The sequence below is a fragment of the Acinetobacter sp. RUH 2624 genome (assembly GCF_000162375.2).
Taxonomy (GTDB): Bacteria; Pseudomonadota; Gammaproteobacteria; order Pseudomonadales; family Moraxellaceae; genus Acinetobacter; species Acinetobacter nosocomialis.
The window spans coordinates 2,338,249-2,362,536 of record NZ_KI391939.1 but is presented as its reverse complement, the minus strand read 5'-3'; the positions used below and the strand labels follow the sequence as shown (position 1 = coordinate 2,362,536).

The window sequence follows — 24,288 nt, the reverse complement described above, 5'->3', positions numbered from 1 at the left end:
ATTATGAAAAAAATATTAATCTGTTCACTATTATCTTTTATTAGTTCAGTAGTTTTAGCGACTCCAATTACTTTGCAGCATGCCAAGACCGGCTATGTAAATTCAGGAATCTGCTCCGCCGTGGTGGATGTGACGGTTCATGATTTTCTTGGAACCTATGACAAGCTGTATTTGGATCTTGTAGCAAAGGATAAAGCTGGGAAAATAAAAGGAACCTCTGAAGATATCATTGCTTATGATGATGTTCAGAACCTTTCCGGCAAAGCATTTGGTAAAGTTTTTATAGAATCTGAAGATATGTGTGAGGCAGATCGTACTTGGACAATCCAAGTTAAGCGCGCCATCTTAGTTATAGATGGTAAAAGAGAAGATTTACTGAAGTCTAAACAAGTTCAGATTGATGATTTTCAACCTATGAAAATTGTTACCAAGTAATACATAGTAAATTGGTCAAAAAACATCAGAATCTACTGTTACACGATAAAAAATGGACAATTAAAGGGTGTTACACGATAATTTTTTGAGGTGTTACACGATAAAAAAAGGTATGTTACATGATAAATCTGTGGTCTGTTACACGATAAAAATGCCTGATAAATAGTTGCTTATTATTAACATTTTAAAAGCCCTATTTAGGGCTTTTTCATAATATTTAAAGTAACTCTAACTGACCAATTTCATATTTATATGTTTGCCACTCACCTTCACGCGGTACGCGATCTACCCCTGTTTCTGATTTCCACAATTCAATAAAAGCTTCACCGTGTTCGAAGTTTGGTATTCCACCACGCGCCCATTCACTAACAGTCGATGCACCTGCTACGGGGAGAACAAAGGCAATCTTTTCGTGTGTCCATTTAAGCCGACTTAAATCTAGAATCATGCGGTTGAAGTCTGGGCGTTTGTAAGCACGGCGTTTTAGTAGAAATTCTTTTACTTTCTTTTGCTGCCTTAAATTGATAAATCTTTCAGCATCAGCTTTTTTATAAACTGTACTATCCATGCCACAATTATTTATAAACATCATTATTGAATCCCCTGAATTTGATTTAGTGCATCATGATCTAGGTTAGTAAATTGGCAGTATTTCAATTGAGAGTGCATATAGGCAGTTCCAACTTCGCCGTGCCGGTTCTTACTAACTATAGCTTCAGCAATTCCACGAAATTGAGATTCCCTGTTGTAAACTTCGTCCCGATAAAGGAAAACAATTTGATCTGCATCCTGTTCAATGGCACCAGATTCACGTAGATCTGACATCATTGGACGCTTGTTTGGTCGTTTCTCTAACTCACGGTTGAGCTGTGATAAAAGGACAATGACACAATTAAATTCTTTAGCCATAGCCTTGAGTTCACCAGTGAAGTAGGCAATCTTTAAATCCTCTCGAGCAAATTGCTTAGATGTCTTCATAATCTGTAGATAGTCAATTAGCACTAATCCTACTGAACCATATTGATGAAGTACTTTTCGGATCGATTCTCTGATGTTCGCTATTGATGGGCGTGAAGTATCATTGATCTGCATTGGAACATTTTTCAGCTGCACTACGGCGTTTGTATATGCTGTAAATTCTTCTTTAGGGAGTAGGTGAGGAGAATTCCGTACTAGGCTAATGTCAGCAGGTGCTATAGCACAGCATAAGCGCATTGCAATTTGTTCTTTTGGCATTTCACCAGACATAATTAGTACTGGTTTTTTCTGAACTACGGAGACATGATTTGCAATTATTTGCATCATTGTCGTTTTACCCATAGCCGGCCTTGCTGCCACAATCATTAAGCAGCCTGGTTCTACATCACCAAGTTTCTTGTCTAGATCATAAATACCAGTTTGAATACCTTTGATTAGTGTTGTACCGACAATAGCGGCTTCCATCTTTTTGCTTATTTCGACAAAAGTATTTGATGCAGCATCATGGATATGAAATAGGGATTCGCTCCCTGATTCAGTATTTAGATTGGCAAAAGCAGTTTGTGCATTCTGTACCAGTTCACCACGATTTACAGTTAAATGCCGGGCTTGCTGGATTACCTTTATTGCTTCAGCTTCAACCTGACGACATACGGTCAAATCCTTCAATTTTTCTGCATAAGATTGCAGATTGTAGAAGCTAGAAGGAGCATCATTCATTAGTTGAATAAGATATTTCTCACCACCTGATGCTTCACCATAATTACGCACTTCTAACCATTGATTCACGAGTACGGCATCGTATGGCGAATTTTTTTCATCAAGATCTACGATTGCACTAAAAATTAACTTGTGACGTGTTGCATAAAAATCGTTTTTGGATAATAAATTTTCAACTTGTGCATAAGATCCAGCTACGGTCATCAATGCAGCAAGAACCGCTTGCTCAATTTGAAGATTATGAATTGGAGGAGTATTTGTATTCATTACATACTCCCCAGTAAACTTTTAGGTTTGCTGTCTACTAAATTAATTATAGGTTGAGTCGTGGAAGTAGGATGAGTTTCAGATTGCTTCACATAATTCGGATTTGCTTTTTGATAACGTTCAAATTTATCAATGATCCAACGGACAAAACAATAAAGTTTTTTAGCATTAGGCATCGCTTGGTCTGCATAGTGAGCATTGAAAGCACCGAGTTGAAATTCAAAATCTGGTAACCCAAAAATTAATTCTAAATTCTGCTGCTGTCCCGCTATATTTAGGATGCCAATTAGTTGATCTCGATCTGGAATCCACTCGTGTTCTTGAGAGAGATTCATTGATAGATTCAATGGTTGGTTCTGCATCCCAAAATTGGGTTGATTCAAAGTACCGTTTTGGGGGTTATTCAAAATCCCATTTTTGGGAATATTTCCATTGTCGGAATCATTCCGTTTTTGGGAGTGTTTAATGTTCCCACTTTTGGGTGTATTTGTTCTGGATTCAGTATCATTTTTTGAACCTGAATTATCCAGATTTTGGTTATATTCTTCACGGCCTTTTACGCCGTTTAATTTAAGTATACGGACTCTTTTTGTCGGTCCTGTACGTTCGCCAGTATCGCTAACTAGCCCAAGTTTTATGAGCTCTAAAATAACCTTTTGAACTGTCTTTTTGTCTAGCATAGTGTCAGCAGCTAAGCGATCAATGCTAGGCCATGCAGTATGTTCTTCACCAGCCCGGTCTGCTAATGAAAGCAGAACTAAGCGTTGAGCAGAAGTTCTAACAGAAGCTGTCCATGACCACCGAGTTGCATCAATGCTCATCAGATCCTCCTTGCCGAAGATTTTTAATGACGGCATTAATGAGTCGATCTGGCGTTATGCGGACGGACTCCACATATGTAGCAGATTGCGAAGTTGGTTTGGGTTCTGTAGTTGGTTGAACCGAATTTTTATTGACTGAAACTTGGGGTTTATCCATTTTTAGATACCTCCCATTCAGCTTCATACTTTTCACTTTCAGTAGAAAAAGTACCAACATTAGTTTCAGCTAAATACTCAGCAATATTAATTAAATGCTCAAGGGGCGCAAAGACAGCGCTGTGAATGACATCCTTTACTGCCTCTTTACTCAATTCAACTTCGATTTTAATTTGAGAAATTAAAGTTTCTAGCCAAGATGTATTCTCTTGAGCAAGTGAGTAAGCTCCAAATAGATCGCCTGCGTCATACCGATCATATGGTTCCTGACGATGTCTATTTGTTTCAGCGCTACAAATATCAGCATGAGAGTTGGAAAGTTGAAGCGAGATTGCGATTAAATTTTCAATCTCTGTGAAGATTGAATTATCGAAACCACGCTCTTCAGCATATGCTTTAACGAAGGTTGCAGTTTTACCTATTTGATTGATTAAAGTGCGAAGTTGAGTTGCTACTTCATATGCAAGTGCATAAGCATTTAATAAATTAGTAGCAGTATAGAAAGGGACTAATTGCTCTTGTAATTGAATTTGTACTTTAGCGTTCATGATGAATGCGCTCCTAGATTATTAGAAGCTTTGCCAATTATCACGACCAAGAGATATGGTGGCAAAGCAAAAGGGGGTTGGTCGACGAGTAATCTAGGTGACTCGCACACTCGAAAGTGTCCCCCTTCGGCCCTGCCATAAGACGCAGATGCGGAAGGATTACGCACAAAAAAAGTCCTGAAAGCGGACTGTGCGCCTAGATATAAACAGCCGACCAAAGCTGATCTGATGATTTTGCACCAGACAGACTTAATATAGATCAATAAAATTAATTTGAAAAGGGCGAAGCTAAAAATAGGTGAATATTTCATGAAATAGCCCCTTCACTTATTAATTTTTGAATTACCCAAGCTTCACCTTTTGTCGTAAACATTGGTTGTGAGTAGCCCAGATCAGTTTGTTTTAATTCGCCATAACCTTTATCGATAAACCATTGTTGGAATACACGTGCACGCTTTACGCCATGGCTATATACTTTAAAAGCGTCTAAAAGCTTGTTCATCGTTATAGCTGATAGGCCAATCTTCTGAGCTACTTGAGTTGCATTGAGTAAAGTGTCGCGCACTACGATTTTTTCGTAGTAATCAACCTTTGGTTTATCTTCTTCTATTTTTCGTGCCTGATCTGCTGCTAACTGAAGTGCTTCAGAGAAAGATTGAGGTAAGAGGGGTGTTTGTTTTTGCTTTAATGTAGCTAAAACATTTTTACGAACGGCTTTTGATTCACGCATACCGATTAACATACATTGATCAATTGTTAATCCGTAAACAATAGATTCAGTGTTGTTTGTATTTTGAACTACGAAAGTTTCGTAGTATTCACCTTCAAGTTCATCTGCAATCCTGCTGTTAAAGTCGTTAAGGCGAACAGGATTTTCATTAAAATTTATTCGTGCAAAATTAATTATCTCAAGCAAGATCTTGCTCGACATGATTTTTTGATTTGTATCAAAATTGGATGGCATATTCATTATTAAGCCTCCATTTCTGAAGCAGCAGTTTTCTTGCTGTTATGCCATTCAACAATATCCTGATAATCAAAGAAAACAGGTGCTTGTTTTGAGGTGCCCATTTTCATTGGTCGTGGAAATGAAGGATCTTTACGGATCGTATGGCGAAGTGATTCTCGTGTTACATCAAGTAGCTGACAAGCAGTACTAAATTGAATTCGAATTGGCTTTGTTTGAACCATGTTGATAACCAAGTTTGCAAGAACATGGTTGTATCTAAACAGTTTAGATCGTACGGACGCATAGCACGTAAATGCAAAAAACTACGGACGTATTTTTACGTACGTAGTTTTAAAGTTTTAAAATTCAATAACTTAATTAACTATTGATTAATAATTTTTTTCTATCATCATGCCATCCAATTAAAGGTGATGTTATATCTCGCAGTCTGCGCGTATACGTATCATCTCGATCGCCGGAATAGGGGGTATTATTTTTGATCCAAATATTTGCTTTGTTACTATGCTTGCCTGATTTGGGATTAGTAACATAAACGGATTCCCACAATTGAATAGCATAAGCTAGATCAGGCGCATATCTTTCATTGTCAGTGCTGTCTAAAATTAAATCTAGTAGGTTATATGGCTTTACTGGCTCTAATGATTGTTCCGACTGTAATTGCTCAATTTTTGTATTTAAGTTTTTAATAGTTTCTCTCAGTCTTTCTATTTCTTCATTTTGCTCATTAATTCTTTTGTGCTCGACAGTGAGATTACCTTCTTCCATTATTATTAGATGCGCATTAAAACCCTGGATACGAATTTTGTTTTTCTTAAGAGTCTCTTTTAATAAGTCAGCAGGGATCATTTCTGATTCACCTAAAATGCCATCTTTATACCAAGAGCTAATTAAATTATAAGAATGTAAATAATGCTGAAAGTATTTAACAAAGTTCGGTTGATCTCGATAAACATCTACGAAGAGTGGATTATTCATAGAAACAATTGAAGCTGCTTCATGAATTGTGAACGATGGTTTTGAGTATAGTAGGTGTTTATATTCTTCATGATTGTATTCACGCCGTAAGGTGTCAAACCTCCTTTTATCAGGATCATTAAAATTTATTCTTTTTAACTCTTCAATATGAAACACTATCTCTTTTTTAGAATATTCAATTCCTTTGTATTCCTCATCCTCCATATCCCTAATCCAAAAAAAATCTTTAACGTCATCATCATACCTACGCTCATATACGTGAAGAGATTGGTTAAGTTCTGGTTCATTAAGTGGTATTTCAGAATATTGAGATATAATTTGATCAATTTTTAATAGATTAAAAGTTTGGTTTTTTGATCGTAATTGTTCAATCAGATCTTGACTAAAAACATATCCTTGAAATGGTACGTGCCATTTAGCCTCCGCTACATGTACAGGATAATCTCTTTTATCCTCACTATGGTGTTCGCGAGTTTCTTCTATACAGACTAAATTACCATCAAGATATACACACGGATGCAGCATGCTTCTTCGACAATAATCAATAATATCTAAGAGAGATAATGGCTCATCTGAGGCAGATAACACCTCTTCTAAAGTATAGAAATTCTTCATTCTGCCTCCCAAGGCATCCCCAAATAGGAGCTAAGCCAATCAGATTGGGTATCCGACTTTCGCTCCGTCGAGCTAGGCTTAGCAAACTGTTAAAATTGATTATTTCATCAATTTTGCATACTTAAATTGTATGATCTCTTCACCTAAAATCTGTGCCGTATAATCATATGGACTAATACTTGTTTCTTTAGTCACATCTAAATAACTACTCCACCAATTGAGCATTGTTTTTCTTTCTTCTAAGAACTCTGCTTTATGGGTATATGCAAGTCGTACATTATTACGTTCTTGATGACTCATTTGCTTTTCAACAGCATCTTTCTGGAAAAGTTTACTTTGAATTAGGGCTGCACAGGCCATACCTCTAAAGCCGTGTCCACAAACTTCTGTATTTGTGTCATATCCCAGACGGCGTAGAGTTTTATTGATAGTTGATTCACTCATAAAGCCATGCGGATCGCCATTTTTAGGAAAAACATTTTGAGTATGTCCGCTGTATTTGTAGATCTCTTTTATTATAGCTAGTGCCTGGTTCGATAGAGGAATTAAATGAGGTGTTTTCATTTTCGCACCGCGATGAGAATATTTGTAGCCTTCTACGAAATCTCTAGTTGGAGGAATGGTCCAGATAGCATTCTCAAAATCAAACTCCTTCCATCTTGCAAATCTAATTTCACTTGAACGAGCAAAAGTATGTAAAGCAAATTCAACACATAGTCGAGTAATTGGATGGCCTGTATCGGAAGCTAATTTAGCTTGCAGCTCGGGCAATCTTTCTAATGGTAATTGAGGGTGATGTTTGGTTTTCTTTGAAAGGATGAAAATATCTTGAAGACCATAGGCTGGATTACTTTCAATAAATCCTTTCGACATTGCAAATGCAAAAATACTTGTTAGCCGTTGCCGGGTTTTTTTTACAACTTCGGTATAACCTAAGTCTTCAATACTTTTAATTACTTGAATCAGTTCTTTTGGCTTGATTGCATCAATAGGTTTTTTCCCAAGTTTTGGGAAAACATACTCTTCCATATTCTTAAGAGCTCTTTCTGCTGTTTCAGTTCCCCAGCGTCCAGTATTTTTATATGCTGTATGCCATTCTCGAGCTATAGATTCAAAATTATATTTATTGTCTAGTTTAGCCTTTTGTATTTCACTGTATTCAATTGGATCTATTCCATTGGCTAATAGGGTCTCCAATTCACGGCGCTTATCTCTGGCAGTTTTTAAACTTAAAGCAGGGAAGTTACCTAATGTCATTAAGCCATCTTTACCATTAGCTCTTTTATATTTAAATCGCCATACTTTTGAGCCACTTTTACGAATGAATAGAATCAGCCCATGACCATCGTATAGGGAATAATCTTTTTCCTGCGGCTTTGCACCAGTGCATTTGGAGTCGGATAGCGGAATAGTTTTCTTAGCCATGGCAGAATAAGGATACATGTTGAGTAGAACTTTATATATCCTCAATCATATCCTTAAATATTGCAACTATATCCTTATATATTTATCTATATTCTTCTATGATTTTTGTTTAAGTGTTTGAATGGTAGTTACTTTTAACTAAATTATTTTATATTTTGCTATTGGGTTTGTGCGCCCTGCGGGACTCGAACCCACGTCGGTCGCTTAGGAGGCAACTGCTCTATCCAGTTAAGCTAAGGGCGCATAATTTTATGATTATAAACAAAAAAGCTATTGCTAAGGCAATGGCTTTTTTCATGTTTTAGGTATTAAAAATTTTGTCATAGTGGTTAATAAAAAGTTAAACCACTCAAAGGTTTTAGAGCTGTTTATGTCTTATATAAAAAATAGAGTTTATAAAGCTAAAAAATCACAAAAAATTCATGTTTACCTTTCTATGATCTGAAGCAAAACACGAAAACATTCAAGGCAAGCAATCGGGTAAGTGAAGCTATTTTCAGAAGGTTGTTTGTTAAAGAATCAGATTTGGCTACAACATAATTTAAAAGGGCATAACATGAAAAAAATTGATGAACAGGACCTATCTAGAATTATTGAAATGGCATGGGAAGATCGAACCCCATTTGAAGCAATTGAGCGAGAGTATGGCTTACGTGAAAGTGAAGTTATTCGTTTAATGAGATATAACTTAAAATCGAGCAGTTTTAAACTCTGGCGTAAGCGTATGGCAGGGCGTAAAACCAAGCATCAGCAATTACGTTCACCAGAAGTTGAACGAGCTTACTGTTCTCGTCAGTATAAATATGCTTAAGACCATCAAATATAATCAATTGAAATACAACTGATTCAACAATGAAGAGTAGTGTTGAATCAGTTAAAACAATCCGGTGAAATATTTACTTATTCGAGCGGGCGTGTCGTTTACATCTTTCAGAGCAATATTTTACTTCTTCCCAGCAACGCTCCCATTTCTTTCGCCAGTTAAAAGAGCGTTGACAATAGACACATATTTTCTGGGGTAGATGCTGTTTTTTCATGATGTTAAAGCTCATCAAGTTGATGAATAAGTAACTTTGCATGCTTCATGACAGAAGCTTTATCTTTCATACGATCAAGGTTTTTGTAGACCATCGCCATTCTGGGATTTTGACGAAATATGGCCTCATGCTGGCTCATAAAATACCAATACAAGCTGTTAAATGGACAACTGTCTGGTTCAGTTTTGGTTTTGACGTTATATGTACAGTGCTGACAATAATTTGACATTTTATGTATGTAATTACCTGATGCAGCATAGGGTTTACTTGCCATGATGCCGCCATCTGCATACATCGCCATGCCTAAAGTATTCGGTAATTCGACCCATTCATAAGCATCTACATAGACAGCTAAATACCATTCGCAAATTTCTGATGGATTTACACCTGCTAAAAGCGCAAAGTTGCCTGTAATCATTAAACGCTGAATATGGTGAGCATAGCCATGTTCAAAGGTAGTTCTGAAACACTCGGCCATACATGCCATTTTTGTATCACCTGTCCAGTAATATTGTGGCAGCGGCGTGGTGGCATGAAGGGTATTTTGATCGCTATAGTCAGGCATAGATAACCAATAGATTCCACGCACATATTCCCGCCATCCTAAAATTTGGCGAATAAATCCTTCTACTGCATTTAAGGGGGCCTGTCCGTTGTAATAGGCTGTTTGAGCAGCGTCACATATCTCTTTGGGTAATAATAATCCACAATTTAAATAAGGCGAGAGCAGACTATGAAACATAAAGTCTGAACCATAAACCATAGCATCTTGATAATCGCCAAAGTGGGTTAGGTTGTTAGAAATAAAATCATCTAAAGCAAGCAAGGCATTTTGACGGGTAGTTGCCCATTGAAAGGAATCGATATTGCCGATATGTTGAGAAAATTCTTTCTTGACCAGTCGAATAACATCTATATCAATTTGATCATGCTCAAACGCTAATTTTGGTGGCAAAGGTGGATCGCCTGACCATGCTTTTCGATTGGCTTGATCAAAGTTCCATTGCCCGCCTATGGGTTGTTGGTCATACATTAAATATTGAGTTTGCTTGCGCATTTCTCGGTAAAAGTATTCCATTCTTAGCGTTTCATATTTCTTTGCCCATTGCTTGAATTGTTCTACGGTACAAAAGAAGCGATCATCTTCTAAACAAATAACAGATAGTTTTAGTGAGTTAGCCCATGAACTTTCGATTTCATGCTGCAAACGATATTCACCACATTGGGTAATGACGAGAGCATTCGCGAAGAAGTGTTGCTGCTGCAAAGCAATAAAGTCGACTAACTTTTTTATATGACTTTCGCGCTTAAATGTGTGATAACGGATTTTCCAGCCCTGTGCTTTTAATTCTTTTGCAAAGTGTCGCATTGCACTAAAAATCAGCGCTATTTTTTGTAGATGATGAGCAACATAAGATGTTTCCTCAAGCACTTCAGCCATCAAAATAACGTCTTCATTTCGGTTTAAATACTTGAGCGTTGCGAGTTGGTGATTTAATTGATCACCCAGAATTAAACCAAATCGCATATTTTTTGCTTCATGAGATGGAACTAAAACTAGTCTAAGTTTTCATAGATCAATTTTATGTGAAGCAGTGCTGCTAAGTTCATCACTGGTCAGTTAGCTATAAAGTCATAGTTATAACTTAAAAGCATAGTATACGTGAATAAAATGTGATTTTAATCAAAAAGATACAAATTAAATAAATTGAAGGTGTTTACCAATATGCGTAAGATTTTTGAAAAATATGTTTTAAGTCTGATCCTTTTGAAGGAGCTATAGAGGCCGTCGAAAGGTTCTTCACTCGAGTATATAAATGGATACCGACAACCTTTCTATTGCTTATATTTTTCAGCAGCAACAACTTTTGGTTGATGCGAATTTTAATCTGCCTTGCCTTAAACTGCAGGAACATGATTTACATATACAAGCAGACCCTCAAGTAATAGCAAGAGATTTCCAAGAAGGTGAACCTATACCAAATGGATATCAATTCATACCTATTCGCCAACTCTTGCAGTATTGGACTAAACCGCAATTTGAACAAGCGAGTCGTGCTTTTCAGTTACTCGAGTGGCGTCGTAATCATCAGTTTTGTAGCCGTTGCGGACATAAAACCCAGCAGCATAAGACCGAATATTCTATGACTTGTCCTGTATGTAATTTCAGTCAATATCCTAGAGTTAACCCTTGTGTGATTACTATTATTAGACGTGGAGAGAACGAGATTTTGCTGGCTAAAAGTGCCAGAAATACGGGCCAGATGTACAGTTTAGTCGCTGGCTTTGTCGAGGTGGGGGAAACACTAGAAGATGCTGTGCGACGTGAAACATTAGAAGAAGTTGGATTACACATTAAGAATATTCAGTATTTGGCGAGTCAACCATGGCCATTCCCGAGTAACTTAATGTTGGCCTTTAAAGCCGAATATGAAGCGGGCGAAATTGAAATTCAGGAGAAAGAACTGAGTGATGCTCAATTTTTCAAACTTGATCAATTACCTGAAATTCCATTTAAAGGCAGTATTGCGCATGCAATGATTATGCATGTTATTCATGGCACACCTGTCGCTGATGATACGAAACAGTGGCTCTAAATAGACATTCAAATATGGTTTTAATCTTATCGTCTTAAATAAAAAAGCCATTGTCGAGACAATGGCTTTTTTCATGTTTTAAATACAAATGTTCAGATTATTGTTCTTTAGCATTGAGTACTTTAAACAAAATAAACATAAGAACAATCCAGATCGGAATCATCATTACAGACTCTTTAAAGCCTTGGCTCCACATAATGTAGAGTACAACAGCAATGAAACCTAAAACCAAATAGTTACTAAATGGTGCCCAAAGTGCAGGGAAGTGAGTTTTTTGACCGAGTTTTTTCATTGCTGATTTAAACTTAAGGTGAGTCATACTGATCATCGCCCAGTTTAATACCAATGCTCCAACTACAATGTACATTAAGTGACTTAGTGCATTTTCAGGTACAAAGTAATTTAAAAGAACACAGCCAAAAATGAGTAATGCAGATAATAAAACTGCTGGTACAGGTACACCTTGTTTATTTACTTTCTTGAAAATTTTTGGCGCATTACCTTGTTGAGCTAAACCGTAAAGCATACGGCTATTGGCAAACATCCCACTGTTATAAACAGAAAGGGCAGCGGTTAAAATAATAAAGTTAAGTAAGTGTGCAGCCCAACCAATACCCATTTGACTAAAAATCATAACAAATGGACTTTTATCGAGACCGCCAAGGTCTAATTGGTTCCATGGCACTAATGAAAGTAAAATTGCCAATGAACCGATATAGAAAATCAAGATACGGAAAACAACTTGGTTAATTGCTTTTGGAATGGTTTTTTTCGGATCTTTTGCTTCTGCTGCAGCCATACCAATCAGTTCAATACCACCAAAGGCGAACATCAAGAAAGCCAACATGTAGAACAGGCCACTAAAGCCATTTGGAAAGAATCCGCCATGTGTCCAAAGGTTGCTAAATGAAATGCTTGAACCTACATCTGCTGTAAATAGCAAATATAGTCCAAAAACAATCATTGAGATAACCGCAACAACTTTAATAATAGCGAGCCAGAATTCGGACTCACCATAAAATTTGACGTTTGTTAGGTTAATTGCCGTAATCACGACAAAGAAAAATAAGACAGACGTCCACGCTGGAATATGAGGCCACCAATAATTAATATATTTGGCTACCGCAGTAAGTTCGCTCATTGCGACCAGAACGTAGAGTATCCAATAATTCCATCCAGCTAAAAATCCGGGAAATTTACCCCAATATTTATAAGCAAAATGGCTGAACGATCCTGCAACAGGTTCTTCAACAATCATTTCTCCCAGGTGGCGCATAATTAAAAAAGCAATTAAGCCACCAATGGCATATCCTAAAATAATGGATGGTCCCGCAGATTGAATCACTTGCGCCGAGCCTAAAAATAATCCGGTACCAATTGCTCCACCCATAGCAATTAATTGGATATGTCGATTTTTTAGTCCTCGTTGCAGTGTAGAAGATTCGTTGGTCAAAGGTCTTCACTCACTATGAATAAGTAAATTATTCTAATAGATGGATTTATTTTAGCCTAGACTACAAATTAACAAGCGGTGACTGAAAAGTAACACTAAAAAATATTTAAAATCATTAACTTGCTTTTAATAATTTAAAAATGATTAAAAAATATTCTAAAAATATATTTTTGATAGACTCTTTTTTTCATGATTTTGCTTAATTCGGTCATTGCGAGCATGAATCTAAATTCTCAAAATAAGTCTGCGTCAATACGATTGATGTATAAAAGCATAACGCTATCTCTAGATCACAAAACGATTTAAGATGAAGCGGATGACTAAACAACTCTGTTTGTTTCGAGATATAAAAACACAATAGTAAGGATAACAGTTGATATGAGCTCAGTACCGCAAATTAAAATTCCAGCAACTTACATGCGTGGTGGAACCAGTAAAGGCGTATTTTTTAAACTTGATGATTTGCCGGAAAGAGCTCAGGTGGCAGGTCAAGCAAGAGATCAACTCTTACTACGTGTCATTGGTAGCCCAGATCCTTATGGAAAGCAAATTGATGGAATGGGTGGAGCGACTTCAAGTACCAGTAAAACCGTTATTCTCGCTAAAAGCACACAGCCAGATCACGATGTAGACTATTTATTTGGACAGGTTTCAATAGATCAGCCTTTTGTGGACTGGAGTGGTAACTGCGGTAATTTAACTGCTGCGGTTGGTTCATTTGCGATTTCAAATGGTTTGGTTGATGAAAATCGAATTCCTGAAAATGGCCTCTGTACTGTTCGAATTTGGCAAAAAAATATTCAAAAAACCATTATTGCTCATGTACCTATCACCAATGGTCAAGTTCAAGAAACTGGTGACTTCGAACTGGATGGAGTGACTTTCCCTGCTGCAGAAGTTCAAATTGAGTTTTTAGACCCAGCCGATGATGGTGAAGAGGGCGGTGATATGTTCCCGACAGGGAATGTTGTTGACCAATTAGATGTGCCTGAGATTGGTAGTTTTCAAGCCACATTTATTAATGCCGGTATTCCAACCATTTTCTTAAATGCAGAAGATTTAGGATACCAAGGTACAGAACTGCAAGATCATATTAATGGTGACGCAGCAGCACTAGCACGTTTTGAAAAAATTCGTGCATATGGGGCTGTACAGATGGGTTTAATTAAAGATATTTCAGAAGCAGCTGCACGTCAGCACACACCAAAAATTGCATTTGTCTCTAAGCCGAAAAATTACACAGCTTCAAGCGGTAAAAACGTTTCAGAAAATGATGTCGACTTACTGGTTCGTGCTTTGTCGATGGGTAAACTTCACCATGCCATGATGGGAACTGCAGCGGTAGCAATTGGTACGGCTGCTGCCATTCCGGGTACATTGGTAAATTTAGCAGCTGGTGGTGGCGAGCGTGAAGCAGTGCGTTTTGGACATCCATCGGGAACATTACGTGTTGGTGCTCAAGCTGAACTTACAAATGGTCAATGGGTAGTGAAAAAAGCCATTATGAGCCGTAGTGCACGTGTCTTAATGGAAGGTTGGGTACGTGTTCCGGGTGACAGTTTCTAAAAGTCATTTAAATGAAAAGCCTCTCTACCATAGAGAGGCTTTTTTACTTCTGACATCCATAACTCATCACGCACTTTTTACAGTGAATCGTGTATGATGTAGCACATGAATGTTTCATCACATTCAATAAAATTTCTCTACTGATTTTACGAGGCGACTGTGTCATCACTCTCTCAAGTTAATGCGGATGTTTTAAAACAAGCTCAACAACGTATTCAACAAGATTTATTGACAACACTCGCCGCATTTTCAATTCCTGAACCTTTAAAAAGCGCAGTACACCATGCAGTTATGCTTGGTGGAAAACGTGTGCGTCCAGCTTTGTGTTATGCCACAGCTTCTTTACAAGACAATCCAAATTTTGCGGCTGCTCGCCGTGCGGCAGTTGCGGTTGAACTTATTCATTGCTACTCGCTAGCGCATGATGATTTGCCTTGTATGGACAATGATTTACTTCGTCGTGGTCAGCCAACTTGCCATGTAGCATTTGGTGAAGATACCGCTTTACTTGCAGGTGATATTTTACAGTCGATGGCTTTTGAGGTTTTAGGGAGTCGTTTGTTTGATGAACAAGGGCAGGGAACTGATGCTGCAATTGTATTAAAGCAAATTCAAATTTTAGCAACAGCCAGCTCTAAAATGGTTTGTGGACAGGTTTTAGACCTACAAGCTGAAGCTAAACAAATTTCTCAAGACGAACTAGAAAATATCCACCGTAATAAAACGGGAGCGCTTATTCAGGCTGCCATTATGATGGGTGCAGTGACAATTTTCTCTGGAACAGATCAGGCAATTCCAAAACTACGTCAATACGGACAAGCGATTGGACTGGCTTTTCAGGTCCAAGATGATATTTTGGATATTACGTCAAGCACTGAAACTTTAGGCAAAACCGCTGGTAAAGACGAACAAGTACAAAAGTCGACTTATCCTGCTTTAATGGGACTTGAGCAAGCACAGGTTTATGCAAAAGAGTTGCATGATCAAGCTTTTGAGGCTTTAGCGCATTTTGGTGAAAATGCAAAAGAATTAGTTGAGATTTCACAATTCCTTTTAGCCCGTACCAACTAATATAAAATCAAATTAATAATCCTGCTTGTATTCATATTCAATGAATAAAGGAGATAAGAATGAATGGTGATCAGCTCCATCAAGTTGCAATAGAGATTGCGTGTAATCTTCCTTTTAGTGAGCAAAGCCAACCCTTTGGTCCAGAATGCGATGTCTTTAAAATTTTAGAAAAGGTGTTTTTATTAGTAGGGGAAGGAACGGGCACAAAAATGATTACTGTTAAATGTGATCCATATAAAAGTCAGGAATATCAGGAGCTTTATCCTTTTATTATTCCGGGGTATCACATGAATAAAAAACACTGGATCTCTATTACTCCGCATAAAAACTTAACTCGTGATTTACTTCAAGATTTGATTCGAGATTCTTATGACTTAGTCGTAAAAAAGCTACCTTTGAAAGATCAAAAAAGATTAAACAACCAATAATACTCAATATGAAAACGGCGACCATCAGGTCGCCGTTTTTATTTCAATGACTTATTGAAAGCAGTTAAATTAATTATGCTTTCCCATAATGCCACGGATTGTATTTAAAACATCAGCAGGTAATACAACAGTTTTAGCATTGCTCGATTTAGCCATGTCTTGCATTGCTTTAACGTACTGTTCACCTAATAGATAAGCGACAGGTGTTTCTTTATCGCCGACTGCGCTTGTTACCATTTCAATCGCTTTTTGAGATGCTTCTGCTAAGACAACTTGTGCTTCTGCATCACGGCGAGATGCTTCTAAACGACCATCTGCTTCTAAAATAGCAGCTTGTTTTTCACCGTCAGCTCTAGTCACTGTAGCACGACGTTGACGTTCAGCAGCAGCTTGAGCTTCCATAGCAGCTTGCATGGTTGAAGATGGCTGAATATCTTGAATTTCTACAGTTTTTAAAGTGATACCCCAATCCGAAATATCATCAGAGATCGCAGCTTTGAGCTTCGCTTTAATGTGATCTCGTGAAGACAGTGCATCATCTAGATCCATTTCACCAACAATAGAACGTAATGAAGTCTGTACAAGGTTTTGAATGGCCCATGTATAGTTTTCAATACCGTACACTGCTTTTTCAGGGGTTGTTAAATTGATATAAGCTACTGCATTCATAAGCAATACAGCATTGTCACGGGTAATCACTTCTTGAGATGGAATATCAAGCACAATATCTTTAGTCGTGACTTTATAAGCTACGTCATCAATATAAGGAATAACGAAGTTCAAACCTGGATTAAGCGTGGAATGATATTTCCCTAAACGCTGAACAATCCATTTATAACCTTGAGGAACAATACGTACCCCTTTAAAAATAGTAACTGCTACAAAAGCCAAAAAGGCTAAAACAATAATGGTACCAACTGGCATGAAAATAACCTCTCTTTATCTTTAATGTTTATGAAGTACTGTGGGGCTGGACAATTAAGTCATTGCCCGAAATATCAATGACACGGACTCGATCACCGACTTTCACAGGGCTAGTGCTGCGACAGTTCCATTCATCGGCCCCTAAAATAGGCATAGGGAAACGTACAATAATTTGGTCATGAGCAAGTCCCGTTTGAATCACCATACCAATTTGTCCAATGGTGGCCTCACGAGGTAAACCTGCTTTAGTTCTATCAATCGATAAGGGTTTAATAAATTTGAACCAAAGAATGGTGCATAGCACCGATAAAATAATCCACAATACAATTTGGGTTGTAAGGCTAATATCTGGAAATAACCAATAGAGAAAGCAAACCATAATGGCTGCAATACCAAACCAGAGAGCGGCAAAAGCAGGGATAATCAGCTCAGAAAGAATAAGTAAGATACCCAATACAAACCAGTGCCAAGGTTCTACAACAAACTCCATAGATCTGCTCTTTTATATATCTTTATGATGGGTAAAAGTGATCTCATATCACTTTTACCACTGTAGCAGATGATAGTAAGTGTGGATAGAAAAAAACCACCTCAATTAAAATTTAGGACGTGGTGCTGGCTTAAATGCGGCTGGAGATTTTTTGAAATTCGCAATTGCAGTTTCAATTTGACGAATTTGGCCTTGAGCAGCTTTCTCTCCCTCTAAAATAGCTTCATTACTTGATTTTAAATCGAGTGTACCTAAGTGCCCAACTTTAGGTTGGATGACTACGTTTGCTAGCTTTAACTCTTCATTAATACTTTGTTGACCCATAATATTAATGGTTTGATCAAGTAATCCCCACATATTCGCTGGGCGATTTCCTGCTGGACGTGCTGAAATATCAACGGCAATCACAATATCTGCACCCATATCACGTGCTGTTTTTACAGGAATTGGGCTAACTAATCCGCCATCTACGTATTTTTGATTGCCAATAGTGGCAGGTACAAATACGTTTGGAATACTACAAGACGCACGTACTGCTTGACCTGCGTTACCTTTAATAAAGTCAGCTTTTTGACCATTATCAAGACGGGTTGCTACCGCGGCAAAACGAATTGGGAATTTCTCAATAGGCTTATTGCCCACGTTACGGTTCACATAATCTTGTAGCTTTTGCCCAAGAATAATACCTTGGCGATTAAGCGTTAAATCACGAATATCCGATTCTTGTAATTTAAGTGCAAGATTTTGGAGCTGATAAGGTGTTTGCCCACTGGCATAGATACTTCCTACAAAACTACCGGCACTTGTACCCGTAACAATTTTAGGTTTAATACCATGTGATTCTAAGACCTTGATAACACCAATATGTGAAAATCCTTTTGCTCCACCGCCGCCTAAGGCAAGTGCAATAACTGGTTCGCGTGCTTTAACTGAAGTGGTCGGTGTTGGTGTTTTGCTGAATTTATCACAGCCGAATAGGGCTAAAGAGATAAATCCGATACTGGCAAATTGAGCAATTTTCATCTTTGAAAAACAATCTATAGCAAGATAAATTAAGATGGCCCATCAGACCAGATTCGCTCAATTTTTGCTAGGTTTTTTTCACAAGATTTTGTAAAGGTTCTGCAAGCCAATTACGATTTTTCGGTGATATTTTTCCATCATAACGCTCAAAAATTTTGGCGAGATCTTCATCATAATTTCCGCTAGGAGTTAAATAGCCTAAGCAGTGAATAGTCTTGCGATCATAATCAAAAGAGAACATCACAATCGGGATATTAGCCTTTGCAGCAATATGGTAAAAGCCACTCTTCATTTTTTTTGCTTTCTTACGTGTGCCTTCTGGCGCCATTCCAATCCAGATTTTGTCATAATCCTGAATGGTTGCAACCACCTGTTCAGTCAGTCCATTGGCAGAGTCACGTTTTACCGGAATAACACCTGCCCAATCTAAAACACGTTTAAAAGGAGGTTTAAATAAGCTGTCTTTACCTAGTACTGTAATTTGAATGCCAAGCCCAAAAATAGCTAAAAAACCATACCAGCCATCAATATTGGATGTGTGAGGAGAAATAATGGCTACAGCCTTAGGAAAGTTAGGAACTTCACCTTCTATAGTCCAGCCTTGAGCCAAAAAAAGTTTTTTAAATAATGCTCGACTTAAAGCATTACCACGTTGAGGGACCTGTGGAGGTAGCTTAGGGAAATGTTGTTCCATATTTTTAAGTTTTAAATCATCCTTTGTTTTATCTTAATCTTTTGAAATCTATGCTTCATTGGCAAAATGTAAGACTACGCATGGTATTTCATGTTATTACCGCACAAAGAAATAAAAGTAGGTATATATGTTTCGACAGCAAAATCTTTATCTTTTGCTATTTTCCTTATATTGGGCGCAAGGTTTACCTGTGGGTTTTATGACCCATGCTTTGCCCGTAATATTAAGAGCTCAAGGTGTATCACTCGCGCATATTGGTGGTTTTGGGCTGCTTATGGTGCCTTGGTCAATCAAAATATTTTGGGCACCGTGGGTGGATCGACACGCAATTTCCCGTTTAGGTCATTATCGTAGCTGGATTTTACCCACTCAGCTTTTAACGGTGGCAGTACTTTGTATTTTATCTTTTTTTCCTATTCAGGCTTTAGATCAGCCTTTGTACTTATTTATATTTTTTATTGCACTGTTATTTATGAACTCGACGGGCGCAACTCAAGATATTGCAACCGATGCTTTAGCTGTCAATTTATTACAACATGATCAGCAACATTGGGGAAATACATTTCAAGTTGTAGGCTCTCGGCTTGGTTTTATTGTAGGTGGGGGAGCTGTGTTATGGTGTTTAGATTGGTTGTCATGGCAGCCAACTTTTTTATTATTAGCTGCTTTAGTATTTATCAATACTCTACCTGTTTTACTATTCAAAGAACCTCCTCATACTTCTCATTCTGACAATCAATCTAGCCAGCCAAATTTATTGATAAAAATTAAGTCTTATTTGAGTTATTTTTCTCAAAATAAAGAGCTTCGCTCTTGGTTAATGGTACTTATCACTTTTAAAGTGGCAGATGGCTTAGCCGGGCCATTACTTAAACCCTTAATGGTTGATATGGGATTAAGCTTTACCCAAATTGGTGTTTACATCACTATGCTAGGTGCTGTAGCTGCTTTAGTGGGGGCATTTATTGCAGGATGGGTATTAAAGTATTTTTCTAGACCAGCTACCTTAATTAGTTTTTCAATATTAAAAATCATGAGTCTAGGTGCGTATGTTTATTTGGCCTATGCTTATGAGCAGAAGATAAAAATAAATACATGGCTTATCTATTCTGTAAATGCTTTGGAAGATGCTTTTGCTGCCATGCTATTGGTTGTAATGCTAACCTTGGTTATGCATTACAGTCGAAAGAACTATGCGGGTACCGATTTTACTTTTCAGGTTTCGATTATGGCGACTGTAAGTGGGGGACTTTATACCTTGAGTGGAATCATTGGAGATGTACTTGGTTATTTCCATTATTTGATAGCTATTGTCACTATTGCTGTACTATTTTTAATTCCTATTTACGTATGGAAGGCAGCAAAAGCTGTATAAAAAGTGATATTAAGCTGATGAAATAAAGAAACTTAATTCATATTAAGTTAAGCTAAAAATTTGTGCTTATAACTTTACTCATTCTTTTAAAAATGTATATTTTTAGCTATTCAAATGGCTTATTAATTGTGCCATCTTGTTTGGGTAGCAAATGGACGCTAGAAAGGAAAAAAGGGTGGAAGTAACAAGAAAAATTATGTGAATCAAGCAACGTCGGTAAAAAAATATTCACTTAGACGGTTTATTAGCCTAAAGTCTAAAAAAGAATAATGAAATAATGATTTAATCATTCTATAAGATAAGAGAGTTGTGTAGGATTCGTTACAACATGAAGTCAAGGTAAAAGTTCTGTAAACAAAAGTATGTCTTGCTTCTTTTGATTTGGAATTTTTAATCTTACCCAGCGTTAAAATTGGTTTTGATTGCGGTAATAAAATTAATGCAATCAAATTTGGAGAATAGTTGATTTTTTAGTGCTCAATGGTCACCGAATCAACTTGGCATGGATAAGCAACATAAAATATATTTTTAGGAGTTTTTGATGGATCTATTCCTTAATCGTAAATCGTTTGTTGTTAAAAGTTTAGCTATTACAGTAACAGCTTTAATGATGAGTGGGGCAAATGCGGCAACCTCTGAAAAAGAGGAAATTCAAAAACTTCGTCAAGAAGTTGAAGCATTAAAAGCATTAGTTAAAGAACAGCGCCAAGTACAGCAGCAACAGCAACATGTACAGCAACAACAGCAAGTGCAGTTAGCTGAAGTTAAAGCACAGCCTCAACCTGTTGCAGCTCCTGCTTCTCCATTAGCAGGTTTTAAATCTAAAGCTGGTGCTGATGTAAACCTTTATGGTTTCGTTCGTGGTGATGCTAACTATATTATCGAAGGTGCCGATAACGACTTTGGTGATGTTAGTAAAACTGATGGTAAAACAAAAGATAAATTACGTTCGACTGCTAAAACCACACGTCTTGGTTTAGATTTTAATACACCTGTTGGCGATGCTAAGGTAGGCGGTAAACTCGAAGTCGATTTTGCTGGCTCAACAACAGATTCGAATGGCTCATTACGTATTCGTCATGCTTATTTAACGTATAACGACTGGTTATTTGGTCAAACGACGTCTAACTTCTTGTCAACTCATGCACCAGAAATGATCGATTTCTCGACAAACGTTGGTGGTGGTACAAAACGTGTTCCTCAAGTACGCTATGGCTACAAGTTAGGTCCAACTACACAATTGTTTGTTTCTGCTGAAAAAGGTGATAGTACTGCTCTTAATGGTAAACAAGATGCAAATGGTAGCTGGTTAAATGACAGTGTTAAATATAGCTTACCAGTATTGACAGCAAAAATTACTCAAGGTTATGCGGATGGTAAAGGTTCTGCATCAGCTCGTGCATTAGTAGAAAATTATAAATCACCAACTGGTAATAAGGATAACAAAACTGGTTGGGGTATTGCTGCAGGTACGGACTTTAAAGTATCTGATCCTTTAAAACTTTTCGCTGATGTTTCATATGTAGTGGGTGATAGTAGCTATTTATATGGTAGTAACGCTGCCTATACTTTGGTAAATAACGATATCGAGCAAAATAAATTTGTTGCTGTACAAGTAGGTGGTACTTATAAAATTTTACCTAACTTACGTTCAACTTTAGCGTACGGTGCAGAGTTTGCTGATGACGGCACTGATTATGCAAAAGCATATACAGCTGGTAATGAAAAAGTTCAGCAAGCATGGATTAACTTCATCTATACACCTGTTAAACCAATTGATTTAGGCCTTGAATATGTCAATGGTAAACGTGAAACGTTTGCTGGCCAGTCTTATAAAGATAACCGTATTGGTTTAATGGCTAAGTATAGCTTCTAATTTCTCAATGCTTTTTAGCGAAATGAGTCGAGATTCATATGAGTCTCGACTCATTTTTTTAATTGAAATAAATAAGTAGCGTAAAGCCGTTAAAAATGGTTTATACCGATCATTCTATTATTTAAGTCATTTTTAAGTTTCAATTTTTACAGTAGAGCATCATAAAAAAAGGTCGTAGTAACCAGAGATGCTGAGTTTTTTTTCTACATTAAGAAATAAGCAGATTTCCCTGTTTATGTTCAACTTCATTATAGCCATTTGGTTAGGTGCAATTCTAAATTTTGGTTTTTATAAGAAAGTTCATTTGTTAACGCCATATTTAGGTATAAAAGCGACCTTTTTCTTAGCGGCTACTGTAGTGATTGTTGTTGCTACCTATTATGCGGCTTTACAAATTTTAAACTGGAAATGGACGGCCAAAATTTTTGCCATTTTACTGGTATTTATTGGTGGTTTTAGCTCGTACTTTGTAAATACTTTAGGTGTCATTATTTCACCTGATCAGATTCAGAATATTGCTCAAACAGATGTTGCTGAAGCTACAGATTTACTGTCTTTGCGTTTTGGGCTCTGGACAATCTTCTTTGTTATTTTACCTATTTTTTTAATTACTCAGGTAAAACTCAAATCAGAAAAAATACTTCCGCTTTTGCTTAAAAAAGTACTTTCAATCGCTCTTGCATTTGCCGTTGTAGGTGGTTTGTTGTTTGCATATTATGTTGATTTTGCAGCAATATTTAGAGAGCATCGTGATTTAAAAGGAATGATCTCTCCTCAAAACACTATTTCTTCGGTGATGTCTTATTATCGTAAAAAAGCGCCTAAGAAAAATCTTCCTCTTGTGAAGTATGGTGAAGATGCCCATCAAGTTCAGCAAACTCAAAAAGATTTACCTAAACTCATGGTACTTGTAGTGGGCGAAACTGCACGTGCAGAAAGTTTCTCGCTCAATGGGTATGCTAAAAATACAAACCCAGAGCTTTCTAAACAAGATATTTTAAACTTCTCTCAAGTGAGTTCATGTGGTACGGCAACAGCAGTTTCTGTGCCATGTATGTTCTCTGGTATGCCTCGTACTGATTATGATGAGCAATTGGCAAGTCATCGTGAAGGCCTACTAGATATTGCAAAACGCGCAGGCTATCAAGTGACTTGGATTGATAACAACTCGGGTTGTAAAGGTGCATGTGATCGTGTTGAACAATACCAGATTCCAGAAGACTTAAAGCAAAAATGGTGTAAAGATGGTGAATGTCTTGATGGTATTCTCATTGATAGCTTAAAGCAGTATTTGGCCTCTATTCCTAAAGACGATAAACGTCCACGTTTAGTTGTATTACATCAGATGGGTAGCCATGGGCCAGCATATTACAAACGGGCACCTGAGGGATATCAACCATTTAAACCAACTTGTGATACTAATGCGATACAGGGTTGTTCACCAGCTGAGCTATTAAATAGTTATGATAATACAATCGTGTATACAGACCATGTATTAAGCCAAATGATCAATACTTTAAAAGAAGTATCGAATTATCAAACAGGTTTATGGTATTTATCTGATCATGGAGAGTCGACAGGTGAGCATGGTATGTATTTGCATGGTTCGCCTTACTCAATCGCACCGAGCCAACAAACACATATTCCAATGATTATGTGGTTCTCTGATGGCTGGAAACAACATAATCTTGCTCAAGTAAATTGTTTAAACCAACAAACTAAACAAAAGTTAAGTCAGGATAATTTATTCCCAAGTTTGTTAAGTTTGCTGGATGTACAAACTCAGGTCATCAACCCTCAACTGGACATGTTGCACTCTTGTGCCCATGTAAACTAAAGCGAGC

The 24,288-nt window shown here is 37.3% G+C and carries 24 protein-coding genes and 1 tRNA gene; 9 read left to right on the top strand and 16 right to left on the bottom strand.

The window, feature by feature from the left end; translation table 11 throughout:
• The first annotated feature begins 3 nt into the window (after window positions 1-3).
• The gene (locus HMPREF0014_RS17650) at window positions 4-435 is read left to right on the top strand and encodes a hypothetical protein (protein ID WP_031944335.1); all 432 of its coding nucleotides are present in this window, start codon (window positions 4-6) and stop codon (window positions 433-435) included.
• Between the two features lie 217 nt (window positions 436-652).
• On the opposite strand, the gene HMPREF0014_RS17645 is transcribed toward HMPREF0014_RS17650, so the two are convergent.
• The 9 genes from HMPREF0014_RS17645 to HMPREF0014_RS17600 form a co-directional block, all read right to left on the bottom strand.
• Complete coding sequence (locus HMPREF0014_RS17645; protein ID WP_006580380.1) at window positions 653-1,027, bottom strand: hypothetical protein; 375 nt, start codon at window positions 1,025-1,027, stop codon at window positions 653-655.
• Window positions 1,027-2,400 (bottom strand): replicative DNA helicase, encoded by a 1,374-nt coding sequence (dnaB, locus tag HMPREF0014_RS17640; RefSeq protein WP_006580381.1) that lies wholly within the window; start codon window positions 2,398-2,400, stop codon window positions 1,027-1,029. Before dnaB ends, HMPREF0014_RS17645 begins: the two co-directional genes overlap by 1 nt.
• Window positions 2,400-3,221 carry a helix-turn-helix domain-containing protein gene (locus HMPREF0014_RS17635; protein WP_020992276.1) on the bottom strand — a complete coding sequence of 274 codons (822 nt, stop codon included), beginning with the start codon at window positions 3,219-3,221 and terminating at the stop codon, window positions 2,400-2,402. The genes dnaB and HMPREF0014_RS17635 overlap by 1 nt, the downstream gene beginning before the upstream one ends.
• Window positions 3,222-3,370: 149 nt before the next feature.
• The gene (locus HMPREF0014_RS17630; protein WP_006580383.1) at window positions 3,371-3,925 is read right to left on the bottom strand and encodes a hypothetical protein; all 555 of its coding nucleotides are present in this window, start codon (window positions 3,923-3,925) and stop codon (window positions 3,371-3,373) included.
• A gap of 307 nt (window positions 3,926-4,232) precedes the next feature.
• Window positions 4,233-4,895, bottom strand: coding sequence for a phage antirepressor KilAC domain-containing protein (locus tag HMPREF0014_RS17620; protein ID WP_006580384.1), 663 nt, complete (start codon window positions 4,893-4,895; stop codon window positions 4,233-4,235).
• A 2-nt stretch (window positions 4,896-4,897) separates the two neighbouring features.
• Complete coding sequence (locus HMPREF0014_RS17615) at window positions 4,898-5,116, bottom strand: hypothetical protein (RefSeq protein ID WP_020992273.1); 219 nt, start codon at window positions 5,114-5,116, stop codon at window positions 4,898-4,900.
• 136 nt (window positions 5,117-5,252) lie between these two features.
• A complete protein-coding gene (locus tag HMPREF0014_RS17610) occupies window positions 5,253-6,485 on the bottom strand; it encodes a hypothetical protein (protein ID WP_006580386.1) in 1,233 nt (410 codons plus the stop codon).
• 99 nt (window positions 6,486-6,584) lie between these two features.
• Window positions 6,585-7,928: an integrase arm-type DNA-binding domain-containing protein gene (locus HMPREF0014_RS17605; RefSeq protein WP_020992272.1), complete on the bottom strand. Its 1,344-nt coding sequence runs from the start codon at window positions 7,926-7,928 to the stop codon at window positions 6,585-6,587.
• A 152-nt stretch (window positions 7,929-8,080) separates the two neighbouring features.
• A tRNA-Arg gene (locus HMPREF0014_RS17600) sits at window positions 8,081-8,153 on the bottom strand.
• 313 nt (window positions 8,154-8,466) lie between these two features.
• Between HMPREF0014_RS17600 and HMPREF0014_RS17595 the strand changes: the two genes are divergently transcribed.
• Window positions 8,467-8,721, top strand: coding sequence for a TIGR03643 family protein (locus HMPREF0014_RS17595; RefSeq protein WP_004705831.1), 255 nt, complete (start codon window positions 8,467-8,469; stop codon window positions 8,719-8,721).
• Window positions 8,722-8,806: 85 nt separating this feature from the next.
• Here the strand turns inward: HMPREF0014_RS17595 and HMPREF0014_RS25585 are convergent, their stop codons facing one another.
• Both HMPREF0014_RS25585 and HMPREF0014_RS17590 read right to left on the bottom strand, forming a co-directional pair.
• Window positions 8,807-8,947: a DUF2256 domain-containing protein gene (locus tag HMPREF0014_RS25585; protein ID WP_023188215.1), complete on the bottom strand. Its 141-nt coding sequence runs from the start codon at window positions 8,945-8,947 to the stop codon at window positions 8,807-8,809.
• A gap of 4 nt (window positions 8,948-8,951) precedes the next feature.
• The gene (locus HMPREF0014_RS17590) at window positions 8,952-10,475 is read right to left on the bottom strand and encodes a cryptochrome/photolyase family protein (protein WP_004885433.1); all 1,524 of its coding nucleotides are present in this window, start codon (window positions 10,473-10,475) and stop codon (window positions 8,952-8,954) included.
• Window positions 10,476-10,764: 289 nt separating this feature from the next.
• Between HMPREF0014_RS17590 and nudC the strand changes: the two genes are divergently transcribed.
• On the top strand, window positions 10,765-11,544 hold the full coding sequence (nudC, locus tag HMPREF0014_RS17585; RefSeq protein ID WP_004885434.1) for an NAD(+) diphosphatase: 780 nt from the start codon (window positions 10,765-10,767) through the stop codon (window positions 11,542-11,544).
• A gap of 97 nt (window positions 11,545-11,641) precedes the next feature.
• On the opposite strand, the gene HMPREF0014_RS17580 is transcribed toward nudC, so the two are convergent.
• Complete coding sequence (locus HMPREF0014_RS17580; protein ID WP_004885437.1) at window positions 11,642-12,997, bottom strand: amino acid permease; 1,356 nt, start codon at window positions 12,995-12,997, stop codon at window positions 11,642-11,644.
• Between the two features lie 378 nt (window positions 12,998-13,375).
• Between HMPREF0014_RS17580 and prpF the strand changes: the two genes are divergently transcribed.
• From prpF to HMPREF0014_RS17565, 3 genes are all read left to right on the top strand, one after another.
• Window positions 13,376-14,563, top strand: a complete 1,188-nt coding sequence (gene prpF / locus HMPREF0014_RS17575) for a 2-methylaconitate cis-trans isomerase PrpF (protein ID WP_004885439.1) — start codon at window positions 13,376-13,378, stop codon at window positions 14,561-14,563.
• A gap of 159 nt (window positions 14,564-14,722) precedes the next feature.
• Complete coding sequence (locus HMPREF0014_RS17570) at window positions 14,723-15,634, top strand: polyprenyl synthetase family protein (RefSeq protein WP_000097114.1); 912 nt, start codon at window positions 14,723-14,725, stop codon at window positions 15,632-15,634.
• Between the two features lie 59 nt (window positions 15,635-15,693).
• Complete coding sequence (locus tag HMPREF0014_RS17565; RefSeq protein ID WP_004885440.1) at window positions 15,694-16,062, top strand: MmcQ/YjbR family DNA-binding protein; 369 nt, start codon at window positions 15,694-15,696, stop codon at window positions 16,060-16,062.
• Between the two features lie 69 nt (window positions 16,063-16,131).
• Here HMPREF0014_RS17565 and HMPREF0014_RS17560 read toward each other — a convergent pair whose 3' ends face one another.
• The 4 genes from HMPREF0014_RS17560 to HMPREF0014_RS17545 form a co-directional block, all read right to left on the bottom strand.
• A complete protein-coding gene (locus HMPREF0014_RS17560; RefSeq protein ID WP_002051299.1) occupies window positions 16,132-16,986 on the bottom strand; it encodes an SPFH domain-containing protein in 855 nt (284 codons plus the stop codon).
• Between the two features lie 28 nt (window positions 16,987-17,014).
• Window positions 17,015-17,476: an NfeD family protein gene (locus tag HMPREF0014_RS17555; RefSeq protein WP_004885442.1), complete on the bottom strand. Its 462-nt coding sequence runs from the start codon at window positions 17,474-17,476 to the stop codon at window positions 17,015-17,017.
• Window positions 17,477-17,581: 105 nt separating this feature from the next.
• Window positions 17,582-18,499 carry a patatin-like phospholipase family protein gene (locus HMPREF0014_RS17550; RefSeq protein WP_004705841.1) on the bottom strand — a complete coding sequence of 306 codons (918 nt, stop codon included), beginning with the start codon at window positions 18,497-18,499 and terminating at the stop codon, window positions 17,582-17,584.
• Between the two features lie 67 nt (window positions 18,500-18,566).
• Window positions 18,567-19,193, bottom strand: a complete 627-nt coding sequence (locus tag HMPREF0014_RS17545; RefSeq protein WP_004885444.1) for a lysophospholipid acyltransferase family protein — start codon at window positions 19,191-19,193, stop codon at window positions 18,567-18,569.
• A 127-nt stretch (window positions 19,194-19,320) separates the two neighbouring features.
• Between HMPREF0014_RS17545 and HMPREF0014_RS17540 the strand changes: the two genes are divergently transcribed.
• The 3 genes from HMPREF0014_RS17540 to HMPREF0014_RS17530 all read left to right on the top strand — a co-directional run bounded on the left by HMPREF0014_RS17540 (window position 19,321) and on the right by HMPREF0014_RS17530 (window position 24,281).
• Window positions 19,321-20,568 carry an MFS transporter gene (locus HMPREF0014_RS17540; RefSeq protein ID WP_004885446.1) on the top strand — a complete coding sequence of 416 codons (1,248 nt, stop codon included), beginning with the start codon at window positions 19,321-19,323 and terminating at the stop codon, window positions 20,566-20,568.
• Between the two features lie 541 nt (window positions 20,569-21,109).
• Window positions 21,110-22,444, top strand: a complete 1,335-nt coding sequence (locus HMPREF0014_RS17535; RefSeq protein WP_006580389.1) for a DcaP family trimeric outer membrane transporter — start codon at window positions 21,110-21,112, stop codon at window positions 22,442-22,444.
• Window positions 22,445-22,631: 187 nt separating this feature from the next.
• The gene (locus HMPREF0014_RS17530) at window positions 22,632-24,281 is read left to right on the top strand and encodes a phosphoethanolamine--lipid A transferase (RefSeq protein WP_006580390.1); all 1,650 of its coding nucleotides are present in this window, start codon (window positions 22,632-22,634) and stop codon (window positions 24,279-24,281) included.
• Window positions 24,282-24,288 lie beyond the last annotated feature (7 nt).

What these genes read in the sequence shown, in the direction of transcription:
- HMPREF0014_RS17650 (WP_031944335.1), top strand. Translation starts at nt 4, where the DNA reads ATGAAAAAAATATTAATCTGTTCACTATTATCTTTTATTAGTTCAGTA.
- HMPREF0014_RS17590 (WP_004885433.1), bottom strand. Translation starts at nt 10,475, where the DNA reads ATGCGATTTGGTTTAATTCTGGGTGATCAATTAAATCACCAACTCGCA.
- HMPREF0014_RS17620 (WP_006580384.1), bottom strand. Translation starts at nt 4,895, where the DNA reads ATGAATATGCCATCCAATTTTGATACAAATCAAAAAATCATGTCGAGC.
- HMPREF0014_RS17540 (WP_004885446.1), top strand. Translation starts at nt 19,321, where the DNA reads ATGTTTCGACAGCAAAATCTTTATCTTTTGCTATTTTCCTTATATTGG.
- HMPREF0014_RS17615 (WP_020992273.1), bottom strand. Translation starts at nt 5,116, where the DNA reads ATGGTTCAAACAAAGCCAATTCGAATTCAATTTAGTACTGCTTGTCAG.
- HMPREF0014_RS17560 (WP_002051299.1), bottom strand. Translation starts at nt 16,986, where the DNA reads ATGCCAGTTGGTACCATTATTGTTTTAGCCTTTTTGGCTTTTGTAGCA.
- prpF (WP_004885439.1), top strand. Translation starts at nt 13,376, where the DNA reads ATGAGCTCAGTACCGCAAATTAAAATTCCAGCAACTTACATGCGTGGT.
- HMPREF0014_RS17645 (WP_006580380.1), bottom strand. Translation starts at nt 1,027, where the DNA reads ATGATGTTTATAAATAATTGTGGCATGGATAGTACAGTTTATAAAAAA.
- nudC (WP_004885434.1), top strand. Translation starts at nt 10,765, where the DNA reads ATGGATACCGACAACCTTTCTATTGCTTATATTTTTCAGCAGCAACAA.
- HMPREF0014_RS17555 (WP_004885442.1), bottom strand. Translation starts at nt 17,476, where the DNA reads ATGGAGTTTGTTGTAGAACCTTGGCACTGGTTTGTATTGGGTATCTTA.
- HMPREF0014_RS17595 (WP_004705831.1), top strand. Translation starts at nt 8,467, where the DNA reads ATGAAAAAAATTGATGAACAGGACCTATCTAGAATTATTGAAATGGCA.
- HMPREF0014_RS17610 (WP_006580386.1), bottom strand. Translation starts at nt 6,485, where the DNA reads ATGAAGAATTTCTATACTTTAGAAGAGGTGTTATCTGCCTCAGATGAG.
- HMPREF0014_RS17530 (WP_006580390.1), top strand. Translation starts at nt 22,632, where the DNA reads ATGCTGAGTTTTTTTTCTACATTAAGAAATAAGCAGATTTCCCTGTTT.
- HMPREF0014_RS17630 (WP_006580383.1), bottom strand. Translation starts at nt 3,925, where the DNA reads ATGAACGCTAAAGTACAAATTCAATTACAAGAGCAATTAGTCCCTTTC.
- HMPREF0014_RS17635 (WP_020992276.1), bottom strand. Translation starts at nt 3,221, where the DNA reads ATGAGCATTGATGCAACTCGGTGGTCATGGACAGCTTCTGTTAGAACT.
- HMPREF0014_RS17565 (WP_004885440.1), top strand. Translation starts at nt 15,694, where the DNA reads ATGAATGGTGATCAGCTCCATCAAGTTGCAATAGAGATTGCGTGTAAT.
- HMPREF0014_RS25585 (WP_023188215.1), bottom strand. Translation starts at nt 8,947, where the DNA reads ATGAAAAAACAGCATCTACCCCAGAAAATATGTGTCTATTGTCAACGC.
- HMPREF0014_RS17545 (WP_004885444.1), bottom strand. Translation starts at nt 19,193, where the DNA reads ATGGAACAACATTTCCCTAAGCTACCTCCACAGGTCCCTCAACGTGGT.
- HMPREF0014_RS17550 (WP_004705841.1), bottom strand. Translation starts at nt 18,499, where the DNA reads ATGAAAATTGCTCAATTTGCCAGTATCGGATTTATCTCTTTAGCCCTA.
- HMPREF0014_RS17535 (WP_006580389.1), top strand. Translation starts at nt 21,110, where the DNA reads ATGGATCTATTCCTTAATCGTAAATCGTTTGTTGTTAAAAGTTTAGCT.
- HMPREF0014_RS17605 (WP_020992272.1), bottom strand. Translation starts at nt 7,928, where the DNA reads ATGTATCCTTATTCTGCCATGGCTAAGAAAACTATTCCGCTATCCGAC.
- dnaB (WP_006580381.1), bottom strand. Translation starts at nt 2,400, where the DNA reads ATGAATACAAATACTCCTCCAATTCATAATCTTCAAATTGAGCAAGCG.